Here is a 14,372-nt window from a genome sequence, read left to right as displayed (position 1 = left end):
GCACTTTGAGTTGCCCTAAGGGAAAGGTCAACTGGCTGAACTGCAAAAAACAAATGTTTCTTCGGCTCACATGCCTCGTGGCGGTTGGCTTTGCGAAGGAAGCGAAGGCGCGGCAGCCTGGGCTTTTTCGGCCTGTTCCTTTTCGCGGCGTTCCTTCTGCCAGTCGCTGACGGCAAAGGGCAGGTAGTAGATGACCATCAGGAACAGGGCGACCGCTTCAAGAGAGAGGATATACCAGGGCCAGGGGCCAAGGAAGTCCAGCAGCGACGGGTTTTCCGGCTTGGCCCGCAGGTACATGTAGTTGCCGCCGGTGAGGGAATCGACGGCGCCCACGAAGAGCATGAACAGGTTCGTGATGACGGCGGTCTTGCCGATGGAGGCCCAGAAAGGGCGATAGTTTTCGACGAAGGTCATGTAGAGGCAAGCGATGATGATGGCGCTGTGGGCGAAGAAGAAGCGGTAGAAGATGACATGGGGGAAGGCGAAGGGGCCCAGATCGGGCGTGAGCAGAGCCTGGGCGGCGCCGATGAGGCCCCAGAAATAGGTGATCTCATAGAGGGTCTGGTTGGCCTTGAGCAGCATGATGCCGCAGAGCAGGCAGGTGACGTTGCAGAGGTGAAGGGGAAGCGATGCGTCCGGCGACCAGAAGCCGCCGGCGATGTTCCAACCCTGCATGAACAGTTCCTGCAAAAAGAGGCCCGCCGCCAGGCTGTAGCGGAATCGCCGCTTGAAGGTCTCGTTCATGCGGTCCCGGTAGAGGTAGAGGCCGAGGCAGACGGCGGCAAGAAGGGACAGAACGATGATGTGGGAGAAGGAATAGGGAGCGAAGGGTTCGGCAGTCGGTTCAAAGACAAGGAATGCGTGCATCGGGTCAACCCTCCCCTGTGTCGAGGGCGTGTCGACAAGGATGATGTAAACCCATTATGCCATCGTGTGAAGTGGATTGAAAACATCGAACAATGGTGAAGTCTATTATAAAATCAAAGACGCCATGCTGTTTCCCTAACGGAAGGAACCGCACGGCGTTCAAAAGCATCACCTAACGTGCCGACCAGTTCTTTTTTCGAGCGGGCTTGCCTGTCGCTGAAATCTCCGGCGTGGCAGCGCTGCAATTGGACGTCTAGGCAGGCCTGCACCGAAGCACGGGTGGGACCGAGACGTCCTTTTTCGCTAGGTGCGGAGCGATATGCATGAGCCGGAAAGAGGCAAAGAGCAAGGGTAGAAATGATAAAACGAACGTTAGAAAAGCGTCCATATTGCCACAACCGACGAGTAAGGCGGAGCGAACCATGGAGCATAGATTCCGGCTCTAATAGCAATGTAGCCAAAATGGAAATAAATAGTTACAATCAGTTCAAAGGAAAGTCCATTTAGTTATCCACAGCGTTATTTTCAAAAAAAGCCCTGTATCCGGGTTACCCACGGTTTTACCCACATTATCCACAAGGTGATTCGCTCGCTGTTATCCACAAGTGGTTATCAACAGAAATAATTGACGAATAAAGAAAAACCCCGTTGATCTTTGGTGTAAGATCCCCGGGGAAACAAGATGTTGCACGAACTGTAGTAAGAAGCTGTGAATAACATTGTGGATAACACTGTGGTAAATACCGAGGTAAACAGGCTCGGTCAATCGGCGCGGGCCGGCGCCTCTGTCTGCCCCGCTGTCGACAACCCCCGCTTGTCTTTCCCGATGAAGAGGTAGTAGCTGAGGTAGATGAACAGCAGGACGGGGATGCCGGCGTAGAGGACGATCTGTTGGGAGGGGTCGAAATAGAGGCTCACAATGACGCCGATGTTCAGCAGGGCCGCTGCGATCGGCACGAGCGGGTAGAGGGGCGTTCGGAAGGCCAGTTGGCCGACTGACCCGCCGAGACGGGTGTATTCACGGCGGAAGTTGACCTGGCACCAGGCGATGATGATCCAGATCAGGCAGCCGGTGAGGCCGGTGCTGGACATGAGCCAGAGGTAGACCGTATCGGCGGCGTAGGCCTCCGTGAGCAGGGACAGGCAGGCCAGGGCGAGGGTAAAGAGGACGCCGTAGAAGGGTACGCCCCGGCTGTTGAGGTGACCGAGCCAGGAGGGCGCCTGTTTTTCTTTGGCCATCGACCAGAGCAGGCGCGAGCAGGCGTAGAGGGCCGAGTTGCCGGCCGAGAGGGCGGATGTGAGAACGACGAAGCTCATCACATGCTGGGCGAAGGGGATGCCGATGCGGCCGAAGACGGTGGCAAAGGGGCTCTCCTGCACACCGGCCTCAGTCCAGGGGATCGTGCCGGCCAGGACGGTCACAGCGAGGACATAGAAGATGATGATGCGCAGGCTGATGCCGCGGATGACCCGGGGGACATGCTTGCCGGGCTCTTCACACTCGCCGGCGGCGATACCCACCAGTTCGGCGCCCTGGAAGGAGTAGACGACAGCGATCATCGTCAGGAAGACAGCGTGGAAGCCGTTGGGGAAGAGACCTTCTCCGCCGGTGCTGAAGTTGGAGAGGCCGATGGCGCCTTCATTGCCGGTAAAGCCGAAGATCAAGCCGGAGCCGGCGATGATGAAGCCCACAATGGCGACCACCTTAATGCTGGCGAACCAGAATTCGGCTTCCCCGTAAGCCTTGACGGAGATCAGGTTCAGCAGCGCCAGGGAGACGGCGAAGACGGCGCACCAGATGTAAACGTCCACCTGGGGGAACCAGTTGTGCATGATGATGCCGGCGGCGGTGAAGTCGGCGGCGATGCAGAGGGCCCAGTTGACCCAGTAGAGCCAGCCGGTCGTGTACCCGGCGGCGGGGGAGATGAAGCGCGAGGCGTAGCTCTGGAAGGAGCCGGCCACTGGCATGGCGACGGCCAGTTCAGCCAAGCAGAGCAAGACCAGAAACATGATCAAGCCGCCGGCGGCATAGGCTAAGATGGCGCCGAAGGGACCGGCCTGGTGGATCGTCTGGCCGGATCCAAGGAAGAGGCCGGTGCCGATGGTGCCGCCGACAGAGATCATCATCAGGTGGCGGGACTTCATGTCGCGGCGGAGTCCTTTTTTCTCGGGGATCAACTGTTCTGGATTAACGGCAGGTGTTGTCATGGGCGTTCCTCCATTTTTACGGTTTTGGACAGTGATGCATCGTTGGTTAAGGACGATGTTAGCTGTGTAGGTTAAGGGTGTTCCGGTTTAATCGGCTGGGTTGGTTTGACTGGACAGGAATGTCGTTGGGCCTTTTTAGACAACAAAAAATGGTTGTGAACGCCATCACAACCATGTCCGTAATAACTTCTTAGTACGGCCTGGTGATAGCGCTCCACCCCCGAAGGGTGACAGTCATGCCTTTATTCAAGACATGCCCAGCGGCCGCACTTCCCCACAAGGACGGCCACTTCGGCGGAAACGCCTTTCCAGTCCGGTCATCGCCCGGCAAGCTCCCAGACTGTACTTTTCGTCTTCCGCGCCTCTATCGAGTCTTTTATTGTCATGTGTAAAATTTAATACAAACGAACGATAGTGTCAATGAGAATATACATGCAGTGAATATGCATAAATATGAAGTGTGTTAAGATTGTTAATTTTACACAAAGATTGTGTCAAGGTTACCATCGCCACAGGTGTTTTCGATATACTCGATATGATAAAAACCAGGCGATTAGAATCAGGTGTTAAAGAACCAGGCGTTGATTGTATCATTGAAAATGACGGCGGCGAGCAAGACCAAAGATGGCAGTCGGCAGAGGGGGTTCTGCGTCATGTACATTTTGGTGAAGACGGTGACCCGGCGAGCCACCTATTTTGACCGCCTCGGTCATTTATTATCCTTGCTTCCCCCAGAGGTCACCTATGGACTCGGTGATTTGGCCGGATGGCTGTCTTACCGTTTGCACCCAAACACAGTTGCAGGCATAAGGAGGAATATCAAGGAGACGCTGCCGGGGGTTTCTGAACGATACGGCGGATACCTGTGCAAGCGCTACTACAAGGGCCTGGCGCTGAGCATGGTGGAACTCTGGGTCTATTCGCGCCGCTTGGCGCGAGACATGGACCGGTTTTTCGACGTCCAGGGGGAACGGCATCTGCAACAGGTTCTTGACAAGGGGAAAGGAGCGCTGCTTTTCACAGCCCATCTGGGGAATGTCTTTTACTACATCCAGTACCTGGCTCGGAAGTATCCGCGGATCGTCCTCGCCTCTGCGCCGGACAAGCGGTTATATCGGCTCTATGACGCCGTTGTGCGCATGGACGCCAAGGGAGAAGGCCTTTTGTCCCGAAAAGTCGACCTCATGAGGACTGTCCAGGGCCCCGTTGACGGGAACAGCATCTTCGTCTTTTTCGGTGACAGCTACCGGCCCGAGTATCCCCTTTCGACCATGTTCAACAGCATGACCCACTCCTCCTGGGAGGCGGCCCGCCTGGCCCTTGACAATGAAATCCCCATCATCCCTTTTCGCGGCTATCGCGTCCAGTCTCACAAGCACCGGCTTATCTTTGAGGAACCGCTCAACCTGCTTGAAGTCTACCTGCCCGGGCAGCAGGCTGAGGCGACGGGGTATCTCAACCGGATCGTCGAACGATTCATCCGTGAGTGCCCTGAACAGTGGTTTTACTGGTTTGACGCGGAACGGAGATGGCTCCGCAAACGGCCCGATGATCTTTCTGCTTCTCCTTGATTCCCCGCATGCCACCTAGCATGAAGGAAATCAAGCTACGCGCTCTTTTCTAGCTCAAATAATATAGCTAACCGGCGTTTTTCCAGGTATCATAGAAATGTGACTAGCCGCATGGAGAGACCCGGACGTTGAATCAATGATGTGGAGAGAGAAAAAGGATGTGCCAAAAAAGCATGGACGCCGAACCGAATGCAAACGGGCCAAGCCTTGACAAAACGCTGGAGCGGAAGTCCTTCAACCGCTCCGAATACTACATCAACCGGGAACTAAGCTGGCTTGAGTTCAACCAGCGGGTGTTGGAGGAGGCCCTCGACACGACAAACCCGCTGCTAGAGCGTTTGAAATTCCTGGCGATCGTCAGTTCCAATTTGGATGAGTTCTTCATGGTCCGCGTCGCCGGCGTGCAGGATCAAAAAGAGGCGGGACTGCAAAAGCGCGATCCTTCCGGTTTGACGCCGGCGGACCAGTTGAAGCTGATCGCCGAGCGCACTCACCGCATGGTCCAGGACCAGTACGCCCACCTGATGAACAACCTCCTGCCGGAACTGCAGGCCAAAGGGATCCGTTTTTTGCGATGTCAGGAACTGAGTCCCAACCAGAAGGTCTTTGTGGAGAACTACTTTGAGCAGGTCATCTACCCTGTTGTGACGCCGCTGGCTGTCGATCAGAGCCGGCCCTTCCCGTTGCTGGCCAATAAAAGCCTCAACATCGCCGTCTTTTTGGAGCCGGAAAATCATCTGGCCGCCAAACGGCAGCTCTTTGCCGTCGTCCAGGTGCCGTCGGTGCTGCCTCGCTTTATCGAGGTTCCTTGCACAGGTGGCGAAGCTTTTGTCTACCTGGAAGACGTGATCAAGAGCCAGTTGGAGGTGCTCTTCCGGGGCAACCGCATCCTCGATTCGTCTACCTTCCGGATCACCCGCAACGCCGACCTGACCGTCGACGAGGAGGGCGCCGAGGATCTCCTGGAGGCCATCGAGAAGGAACTGCAAAAGCGCAAGTGGGGTGCCGAGGTGCGCCTCGAGGTGGAGGCAGGCGTCAGCGGGGCTATCCGGGCGTACCTGAAGGAAGATCTGGAACTGGACGATGAGGACATCTATACCATTCCCGGCCCCCTCGACTTGACGGCCTTTATGCGCATCGTCGACTTGCCCGGTTATGACAGCTTGCGTCATGAAAAGATGACGCCTCAGGAACCGCAGGACTTGGTGGGTGAGAAAAACATCTTCGCGGCCATCGCCAAAAAGGACATCCTGCTGCACCATCCCTATGAGTCCTTCGCTCCGGTTGTCGAGTTTGTCTCCCAGGCCGCCCGCGATCCGCGGGTGCTGGCGATCAAGCAGACCCTCTACCGGGTGAGCGGCGACTCGTCTATCGTCAAGGCGCTGGCCGAAGCGGCCCGCAAGGGCAAACAAGTGACGGTGCTGGTAGAGTTGAAGGCGCGCTTTGACGAGGAGAAGAACATCGCCTGGGCAAAGACGCTGGAAAAGGCGGGCTGCCATGTCATCTACGGTCTGGTGGGATTGAAGACGCACGCCAAGATCATCCTGGTCGTCCGGCAGGAGGAAGGGATGATCCGGCGCTATGTCCACCTGGGCACAGGCAACTATAACGATGCGACGGCGCGCTTTTACACCGATTTCGGCCTGCTGACCTGCGCCGAGAGCTTTGGCGCCGACGCCACCGACTTTTTCAACGAGGTGACTGGTTATGCCGTGCCGGCCAAGTGGCGGGAGATCGAAGCGGCGCCGCTGGGGCTGCGCAAGAAGTTTTTCGAGCTGATTGAGCGAGAGATTGAAGCGAGCACGCCGGAAAAACCGGGCCGCATCATCGCCAAGATGAACTCGCTGACCGATGAGCGCATCATCCAGATGCTCTACAAGGCCTCCTGTGCCGGCGTACAGATTGACCTGATCGTCCGGGGCATCTGCTGTCTCCGCCCAGGGATCCTAGGCGTGAGCGAGAACATCCGTGTCACCAGCATCGTCGGCCGCTTTTTGGAGCATCACCGCGCTTACTACTTCCAAAACGGCGGCCACGAGGAGATCTACCTGTCGAGCGCCGATTGGATGGATCGCAACTTGGACCGGCGGGTGGAACTGCTCTTCCCCGTGAAGGCGCCGGCGCTGGCCCAGCGGGTGAAAGCCATCTTGGAACTGATGCTGAAGGACAACATCAAGGCGCGCCGATTGCTCCCCGATGGGACCTATATGCGAGTCGTTCACGAAGAAGGGGAGGTCCTGCAGAGCCAAGTCTACTTCCTCAAGCTGTCGCGGCGCAAAGGCGGTCGGGGAGCGCGCCGAAGCCGGGCGACGACGGCGGTTTCCGGGGGAGAGCAGGAGAATGGGAAGAATTTATTGCATTAATTAGGGTATCTCGAGGGTATCCTTGGAGCAAAAACAGAACAGCGGGCAACCCCCATCGTGGGGCTGCCCGCTGTTTTGCTTTGCATCAACTTGGCTAACTCACCGAAATCAGTTTCTCATGTGTCCTATTCCCGTTGTTGGTTGATGAATGATGCGCCCTCCTGGGCGGAGACGAGTAGGTTTCTTCCAAAGACCTTTTTAAAGTCTGGCGCTACCTTATAGGCGTCGCAGATCTCCAAGTCGGCCGAGTGGCGGGTGCGGGCGATGAGATGAACGTTCTCCACAAGATGGTGGATGCGCACCTCGCTGACGACGCCAGCCTCGCTGCGCTCCAGGGCTTCGGCGATGCGCAGGAGCACGCCAAGCTTGCGGATTGTCCGACCGTCGTCTTCGCTGAGGATATCCTTGTAGGGGAGCAGGTTCTGTTGCAGCGACTTGGTGTGGGACATGGCGACAAATGCGGCCATCAGGATTTCCCGGTGGGTCAAGCCGTTCAGGCGGGTGCTCGTGATCAGGTAGAAGCTGTGCTTGTGATGGTCGTAGTAGTTGACATGGACGCCCACATCATGCAGCAGGGAGGCCACCTCCAGGATCCGTCGCTCGAAGGGCCCCATTTCATGGAGGGCTTTCAACTGATCGAACATGGAGAGGGTCAGGGCGGCCACATGGCGCGAGTGATCACGCTCCAGGCGGTAGTAGCGCATCAGGTTGTTGACGCTGTGGCGGACCACATCGTCGACGATAGGGGACGGCTGCTCCCGGAGCAGATACTGGTAAAAGAGGCCGTCGCGGAGACCGGAGCCACTGACGACCAGTTCGCCTCCCTGGGCGGCGTTGAAAAGGGAACTGATGATGGCCAGGCCGGCGACGATGATGTCGGCGCGGTCTTTGGAGAGGCCGGCGATCTTTTTGCGCTGTTCCAGGCTGAACGTTTTGACGGTGCGGTAGATCTCATGGACGTCTTTGGGGGCCATGCGGTAGTTATGGGTGATGTCGAGGCTGTATTTTTTTCGCTTGCGGTCGATCTTGGAGAGGTTGCGGACGGTGCCGCCCAAACCGACGATGGTGGGCGATTCCATATCTTTGAGCCAATCGACGGAGGCAAACTGATCGGCCAGGTAGCTTTCAAGGGCTTTTAGCTGTTCATCGCTGGGCTTGTTCGTTCCCCTTGCCGAGTCGATCCGGTTCTCCGTCAAGGTGACAGCGCCGAAGGGCAGGCTGATCGCCTGGACCATACGGCGGTTCTCGACGCGGATGACTTCCGTCGAGCCGCCGCCGATGTCGACGATGATGCCCTTGTCGATGTCGATGGTGTTGATGACGCCGTTGTAAGCCGCTTCAGCTTCCTCCCAGCCGGAGAGGACGCGAAATTCCAAGCCGGTGTCGGCTTTGACCTGTTCGAGGAATTCCTGCTGGTTGGCCGCCTGGCGCACTGCGGCGGTGGCTACACAGACTGTGCGAGCGATGCCGTGGGCCCGGCAGAGGTGCTGGAACAAACGAAGCGCCTCGATGGTTCGTGCAACGGCGATCGGTTTCAGGGTGGCTTCCGGTCCCATGTGTTCGCTGAGGCGGACGCCTTCTTTGGCCTCGTCGATCAGCTTGTAGGAGCCGTCCGATGCGATGCCGACGATCATGAGGCGGACCGAGTTGGAGCCGAGGTCAATGATTCCGACTTTTTCCACGTCTTCTCTTCCTTGTCACGATTGTTAGTGTTTTATTATCGCTTTAAAACTTTTCTTGAAGTTCGTACATTGAGTATTACACGTAAATCCTCTATCTCCTCCTATAGGTCGGAGCAAAGTTATTTATAGTTTGAACGCAAATTGAGGTTACCAACATGGTACCACCCGCCCAAATTGGCGGAAAAAGAGTTTACCGCCAAAATCGGTAATTCACAGGACCGAAGCACAGGGCACCGAGTTTGTCGGCTCACCGTCCCCATACTGCAAATTGTGGTGACAAGAAGTCACAGTAAAGATAAAAATAGCATTTTCTTGCCCAAAGATCAAAGATGATGAACCCATGAATGGTTGCCGTCAGTGGCGGTTGTTCTACCCCAAGAATGAACCGCCACTGACGGTAATTCAAATGCGAAGGCTCACCGCCATTGACAGTAAACGCTTTTCCGTCAATGAGGGTGAGCCGCTACATTGCGTTCAGCATTGATAAATCGACACGAACATTGAATTATTGCCAGTTCCCGCTTTGAGTAAAGGGGAATTTTTCTGCCCCTTCGGGTGAATCTAGTAGTAACGGAAAGGGGGACTGACCGATGAAGACTCTTCTGTGGATTCTCTTCTATTCCTTGCCGGTCATTGTGATCATCGCCTTGGGCTTGCGCGTCGTGGGGCAGTACGAGCGGGCCGTCCATCTGCGCCTGGGCAAGTTTATCGGGATCTTGCAGCCGGGACTAAACTTTATTATTCCTTTCGGTATCGACCGGGCCATCTACGTGGACATGCGGACGGCCACCATCGATGTGCCGCGCCAGGACATCATCACTCGTGACAACGTGCCGGTGGCCATCGACGCGGTCGTCTACTTTCAGGTCTTTGACCCCAAACTGGCGATTTTGAACGTGCAGGACTTTCGCCAGGCGACGACCCTGTACGCCCAAACGCTGCTCCGCTCGGTCCTCGGCTCCCATGACCTGGATGAAATGCTAACCGCCCGGGACAAGCTGAATGGGGTGCTCCGGGAGCAACTCGACAAGGCGACGGATCCCTGGGGGATCAAGGTGACCGGCGTGGAGATCAAGGCTGTCGATTTGCCGGAAGGAATGAAGCGGGCCATGGCTAAACAGGCTGAGGCCGAGCGGGAACGACGGGCCAAGGTGATCTCGGCCGAAGGGGAGTACCAGGCGTCGGAAAAGCTGATGGAGGCGGCGGCAATTATCAGCAAGAACCCGACAGGCGCCTTGCTGAGGATTCTGCAGACACTGACGGAGATTGCCGTCGAAAAGAACAGCACTATATTATTCCCGCTGCCGATCGAAATGCTGTCGTTCTTGCAGCAGCGGAACGAGAAAACGAAGGATGGGAACGCATGATTTGCCCTTACTGATGGATGGCAAAATCTTAGAATACCCCCCTGGCAACTTCGACGTTATATCCGCCAGGGGGCGGTTTTTTTATGATGATGTCGCATGGATGTAAATAATTAGATGCAATGTTTTTCATTGGCTGTTTGTAGGGATAAGCACCTCCGGAAGGGCGACTCCATACTATGTAAGACAGCATTGCGACCGGAGGTGGACCGAATGATCCCAACCCTCGTAGGGGCGCTGATCGTTCCCTTTATTAAAGGGCTTACAGCGCTGTTGAGCTACATCTCCAACAACGCCTTTCCTCAGCCCCTGCCTGAAAAAGAGGAAGCCTACTGCCTCGCCCGCCTTAAAGAAGGCGATGAACAGGCCAGAAACAAGCTGATCGAACATAACCTGCGGCTCGTGGCCCACCTGGTGAAGAAGTTCGACGGCACCGGCGAGAACAACGATGACCTCATCTCTATCGGCACCATCGGACTGATCAAGGCCATCAACACCTTTGACGCAAGCAAGGGCACGAAACTGGCTACGTATGCAGCAAGGTGTATCGAGAATGAAATCCTAATGTCAGTAACATGCTTTGCTTGTCGCTATCAATAACATTGACTAGTGCCTTTAAATGGAAACAATTGACAAGCCATCTGAAGGGTTATAAAATTAGATAAAATAAGTAATAGCTTTTGGGAAAAGGAAGAATGAAATGAAAACCCGTGACATCGACATTCGTACTTCATTACATTACCATCTCAATCTGGATTTTCGAAACGAACCGGATACATTGATCATTGATGAATTAGCGCTTTGTCAGGGTGACGCACGAATAGATATTGCTGTAATTAATGGAGCCATTCATGGATATGAAATTAAAAGTGAAAGCGATACACTAGACAGATTACCTAAGCAAGCGGAGTATTACGGTAAAATTTTTGATTCAATTACTTTAGTGACTAGTCCTCGACACATAGAAAAAGTTAAAGAGATAATACCAGAATGGTGGGGGATACAGATAGCAGAAGTCACGACAGATGGGGAGGTTTGCTTCGACGTAATAAGGTCTCCAATGAAAAATTCTGACGTAGACGCATTTTCCCTGTTACAATTACTATGGAAACAAGAATCCCTTGATATATTGACAGAATACGGTATTCAAAAAGGGTATAAAAGTAAAACTCGATATGAAATATGGGAAAAAATAGCTGAATGCCTTCCTATGGAAGACATTCAGCGTCATGTTAGAATGAAAATTAAATCCAGGAAAAATTGGAGAGTTGATAAGTAACAAACGTAAGATGATGATTAGTTCCAACTCGACGCCAGGTCTCTAACCCACCCGGCCCATCTAGATTATTAGAGCATTTAAAAATATAGTCATCTCCCCAAGAGAAGTATTGACCGCTATATTTTGGATGATTGACAACATTTCTTGCCAACTGAAAAAACTGGCCATACTTATACTTCTTTACTGACCTGCCCTTGAATACTATCCATTCATTATCACTAGTATAACGAATACTAGCGGATGCACTCATAAGGCGAGGATCCATTTCCACAAGTGCAGGGTTTGCGATACCGTAATCTCCGAAGGTGGGTATCCTGCTGAGTTTGTTCTTCTGATTATACAACGCTCTCCATAACAACCATTCCGTTCGCTGAATAGTTGAGGTGGTTTGGGTCTGGACAGAAGATAAGTCAACTGGAAAACCTGTGCTACACAAAGAGAAAGAGCGCCAGCTATTAATAAAAGGTATTGAATTGATTAAATTAATTAACATTATTGTGTACATACTGATGTTTGTAGAAGGGGGTAAAAATTTAAAGTCCAGAACCAAGTCTATATTCGTAGGCTCTATATTATTAAGTTCTTTTAACAACGTCATAATAACATTTGTTACGTCTGAAAAATCGTCATCCTCAATGCGTAAACAGACACCAAGACGATCAAGGTTATTTGCATCGACAACTTCCTTGTTATAGGCAGCATCCCTACTAGAACTTGTAACAGGTATTATTTTAACTCCCTTCGTCCTTGCGTCATCTAAAATAAACTTAAGTGGATGTAAGCCATTATTCATCCTTGTTGTATCTTCAAACTCATAGAAGTCTAGGAAAAGCGGCCTGTCAGTACCCCAAGATTGTTGAATTTTGTCACAGGTGTCATTCAAATGTTTATCAATTGTTTTCTTTGGGCAGTCATCCTCCCAGTTCCAGTCCACGGGTGGTATTTCAATCAGGGGTGTTAATGCGCTTTTACTAGTTACACTGAGTAATTCAATTGCTTTTTGTTCACCTCTTTTCCATTTAAGAATCGGGACATAGTGTTTTTCGTCGAACATTGTACGGCCCCTTTCTTTATTATTATTTTTGAGATCCCATCAATAATACGAAAAATCACTGCGGGATTTGTAGATTTCTGTCGAAATGCCATAAAACGCATAAAACACCCTAACGGGTGCTTTATGTTTTCCTAATTCCTATTTTTTTATAAATTGAAATAAAATATTGCCATCTATTTTCTGGTGACCTGAATCCGTGAGTTGATTTAGAAGCTAGACTTCTAATCCCCATAAAAAGTCATTTTGACTATTGGTGATTAACCAGGCCGCAAGGGCAGCCGCATTTTCAGCTTTCTCTTGCTGCTCAACTTTCATATTATGTTCATTACCCATTTGGATCAGATCCGGTTTAAGCGCGTTTATAGTTTGAGATTCCCTAACGTCCCATGAAAAACCGCAAATAACGCAATTGCGCTCAAAGGGCTTTGACTCTCTTTCAATTTTTTTTCTTGCGTAAAAATAAGGTCCTAATCCAAGTACAAAATAGAAGAGTGAGCCAATGAGTGCGAATACAACTGATAGTAAAATATTTTGTCCTGACTTAATGCTAGAGCTTATCGCAATAAAGGCAAAAATTGGGGAAAAAGCAGTTAACAAGAATCCTATTGTAAAAGTGTACCATTTGGTTAAAGTCGGCATAGTTTTAATTCCGGTATAAGCCTTAAAACCCCCACAATTTGGACATTGATCCTTTGTGTAGTCCAATGATATCCCTCCCAACTTATGCCGATGCCTCGATCATTTTACGGATCCACCTGACGGGTAATCCCATCCGGGATGCATATTGTTCATCTGTTTCCCAAAAGAGGGGTTTGTCCCAGGCCAGCAGGCACGTTGCAAAGAAATCGGCTTGACACTCAAAATAGTTCCCCCAAAAACCGTAGCGGAGCACGTGACTTCCTGGGTGCTCGTCTAGGTGGTGCCATAGCTCATGAGCACATACAAAACGGGCAGATGTCTGGCTTAAATCATTTCGGATCGCAATAACCGTCTGCCCATCTATTTCTGATTTACACCCAAAAACTGTCGAAGGGAGATCCAGGTACAGGACCATTACGCCAAAAATGTCTGCCAGTTCAAAGGGGTCTCTCGTTTCGTAGAGTTCAACTAATTCTGCGACAGTTTCCTTGATTCGTGTGTAGCGCATTACTTCAGCACCTTGCGACATATTTCGACAGGTCCTTAAAAAGGCAAATGACCGGTCTGGATTGAAAATCCTGTCGGTCATTTTTTCTTTTTATGTTTTGTCGCTTCCATGTAACCGGCAAGTAATGCCTTGGCGGTGGCTTCTAAGGTTTCGTGGAGATCGTCTGGGATGGGATTACCATTTAACACAAGGTTGGCGAGAGCTTCTTTATATTCACGAGTATGTTGGAGATCATCCTTAGAGGTTTGTATATCGGTTCTTCCAAGCAACCAATCAATTGATACGTTAAAGTGGTTCGCTACCCGAAGAAGTGTCTCGGTGTTCGGGTCCGCATCATTTTTTTCATAAGCCGATATGGTTTTATTGCTAACTCCCAATATTTTTCCTAACTCTTCTTGCGTCAAAGATTGTTGGTTTCTTAGTAATCGTAGACGTTCTCCAAACACGATATCACCCCTAAATAACATTATATTCTAACAGGGCTAGAAAAACAGTCGGCTTCATATCTAATTTTGTTGGATAATGGTGTTGACATTCTAATGGTAATAGATTTAGAATTATTCCAACGGGGTTGGAATATCGGAGGTGTTAACGTGCTTGTCGAATTGAGGCGTCTGCGAAAAAGTGCCAATATGACACAAGCTGATATAGCTTCAAAGCTTGGTATATCGGCGCAAATGTATTCGTTTATTGAGAGAGGCGAGGTGCCCGTTACCTATATCCGAGCCATTGAGATAGCTAAGGTATTCAATACAACGCCAGACAAAATTTTTTTAAATGACTTATCCAATGATATTGGAATCCAACGTTCCCACGATCCTGTGGCGTAAGAGCCTA

12 protein-coding genes, 1 pseudogene and 1 riboswitch are annotated in these 14,372 nt (G+C 51.9%); of the genes and pseudogenes, 6 read left to right on the top strand and 7 right to left on the bottom strand.

Features of this window, described 5'->3' with window-relative positions; translation table 11 throughout:
- Window positions 1–66: 66 nt before the first annotated feature.
- Window positions 67–867, bottom strand: coding sequence for a YwaF family protein (locus AC0CW1_RS08980; protein WP_488182730.1), 801 nt, complete (start codon window positions 865–867; stop codon window positions 67–69).
- Between the two features lie 762 nt (window positions 868–1,629).
- Window positions 1,630–3,075, bottom strand: coding sequence for an amino acid permease (locus AC0CW1_RS08975; protein ID WP_488182729.1), 1,446 nt, complete (start codon window positions 3,073–3,075; stop codon window positions 1,630–1,632).
- Window positions 3,076–3,274: 199 nt separating this feature from the next.
- A riboswitch (Lysine riboswitch) is annotated at window positions 3,275–3,450 on the bottom strand.
- A 278-nt stretch (window positions 3,451–3,728) separates the two neighbouring features.
- Here AC0CW1_RS08975 and AC0CW1_RS08970 point away from each other — a divergent pair.
- Window positions 3,729–4,646, top strand: a complete 918-nt coding sequence (locus AC0CW1_RS08970; protein WP_488182728.1) for a lysophospholipid acyltransferase family protein — start codon at window positions 3,729–3,731, stop codon at window positions 4,644–4,646.
- A 158-nt stretch (window positions 4,647–4,804) separates the two neighbouring features.
- On the top strand, window positions 4,805–7,009 hold the full coding sequence (locus AC0CW1_RS08965) for an RNA degradosome polyphosphate kinase (protein WP_488182727.1): 2,205 nt from the start codon (window positions 4,805–4,807) through the stop codon (window positions 7,007–7,009).
- A gap of 125 nt (window positions 7,010–7,134) precedes the next feature.
- Here AC0CW1_RS08965 and ppx read toward each other — a convergent pair whose 3' ends face one another.
- Window positions 7,135–8,691: an exopolyphosphatase gene (gene ppx, locus AC0CW1_RS08960; protein WP_488182726.1), complete on the bottom strand. Its 1,557-nt coding sequence runs from the start codon at window positions 8,689–8,691 to the stop codon at window positions 7,135–7,137.
- 590 nt (window positions 8,692–9,281) lie between these two features.
- On the opposite strand from ppx, the gene AC0CW1_RS08955 reads away from it, so the two are divergent.
- The 3 genes and pseudogenes from AC0CW1_RS08955 (at window position 9,282) to AC0CW1_RS08945 (ending at window position 11,334) form a co-directional block, all read left to right on the top strand.
- Window positions 9,282–10,058 (top strand): slipin family protein, encoded by a 777-nt coding sequence (locus AC0CW1_RS08955; protein WP_488182725.1) that lies wholly within the window; start codon window positions 9,282–9,284, stop codon window positions 10,056–10,058.
- 210 nt (window positions 10,059–10,268) lie between these two features.
- Window positions 10,269–10,622, top strand: a pseudogene (locus AC0CW1_RS08950) (sigma-70 family RNA polymerase sigma factor); the annotation flags it as partial.
- A gap of 133 nt (window positions 10,623–10,755) precedes the next feature.
- Window positions 10,756–11,334, top strand: a complete 579-nt coding sequence (locus AC0CW1_RS08945) for a sce7726 family protein (protein WP_488182724.1) — start codon at window positions 10,756–10,758, stop codon at window positions 11,332–11,334.
- On the opposite strand, the gene AC0CW1_RS08940 is transcribed toward AC0CW1_RS08945, so the two are convergent.
- From AC0CW1_RS08940 to AC0CW1_RS08925, 4 genes are all read right to left on the bottom strand, one after another.
- A complete protein-coding gene (locus AC0CW1_RS08940; protein ID WP_488182723.1) occupies window positions 11,300–12,388 on the bottom strand; it encodes a beta family protein in 1,089 nt (362 codons plus the stop codon). The genes AC0CW1_RS08945 and AC0CW1_RS08940 overlap by 35 nt on opposite strands.
- Window positions 12,389–12,601: 213 nt before the next feature.
- Window positions 12,602–13,093, bottom strand: coding sequence for a hypothetical protein (locus AC0CW1_RS08935; RefSeq protein WP_488182722.1), 492 nt, complete (start codon window positions 13,091–13,093; stop codon window positions 12,602–12,604).
- A gap of 16 nt (window positions 13,094–13,109) precedes the next feature.
- Entirely contained in the window at window positions 13,110–13,535 is a 426-nt protein-coding gene (locus AC0CW1_RS08930) for an ImmA/IrrE family metallo-endopeptidase (RefSeq protein WP_488182721.1), read from the bottom strand.
- Between the two features lie 77 nt (window positions 13,536–13,612).
- Window positions 13,613–13,981 carry a helix-turn-helix domain-containing protein gene (locus tag AC0CW1_RS08925; protein ID WP_488182720.1) on the bottom strand — a complete coding sequence of 123 codons (369 nt, stop codon included), beginning with the start codon at window positions 13,979–13,981 and terminating at the stop codon, window positions 13,613–13,615.
- Between the two features lie 147 nt (window positions 13,982–14,128).
- On the opposite strand from AC0CW1_RS08925, the gene AC0CW1_RS08920 reads away from it, so the two are divergent.
- Entirely contained in the window at window positions 14,129–14,365 is a 237-nt protein-coding gene (locus AC0CW1_RS08920) for a helix-turn-helix transcriptional regulator (protein WP_488182719.1), read from the top strand.
- The last annotated feature ends 7 nt before the right edge of the window (window positions 14,366–14,372 follow it).

This window comes from Heliomicrobium sulfidophilum (genome assembly GCF_057715735.1).
The sequence above is the reverse complement of the archived record's forward strand: the minus strand, read 5'-3'. Positions and strand labels throughout refer to the sequence as shown.

Bases quoted from the DNA above. Each gene is read 5' to 3' on its own strand.
- AC0CW1_RS08955 (WP_488182725.1), top strand. From the start codon at position 9,282: ATGAAGACTCTTCTGTGGATTCTCTTCTATTCCTTGCCGGTCATTGTG.
- AC0CW1_RS08945 (WP_488182724.1), top strand. From the start codon at position 10,756: ATGAAAACCCGTGACATCGACATTCGTACTTCATTACATTACCATCTC.
- AC0CW1_RS08940 (WP_488182723.1), bottom strand. From the start codon at position 12,388: ATGTTCGACGAAAAACACTATGTCCCGATTCTTAAATGGAAAAGAGGT.
- AC0CW1_RS08930 (WP_488182721.1), bottom strand. From the start codon at position 13,535: ATGCGCTACACACGAATCAAGGAAACTGTCGCAGAATTAGTTGAACTC.
- AC0CW1_RS08980 (WP_488182730.1), bottom strand. From the start codon at position 867: ATGCACGCATTCCTTGTCTTTGAACCGACTGCCGAACCCTTCGCTCCC.
- AC0CW1_RS08970 (WP_488182728.1), top strand. From the start codon at position 3,729: ATGTACATTTTGGTGAAGACGGTGACCCGGCGAGCCACCTATTTTGAC.
- AC0CW1_RS08965 (WP_488182727.1), top strand. From the start codon at position 4,805: ATGTGCCAAAAAAGCATGGACGCCGAACCGAATGCAAACGGGCCAAGC.
- AC0CW1_RS08975 (WP_488182729.1), bottom strand. From the start codon at position 3,075: ATGACAACACCTGCCGTTAATCCAGAACAGTTGATCCCCGAGAAAAAA.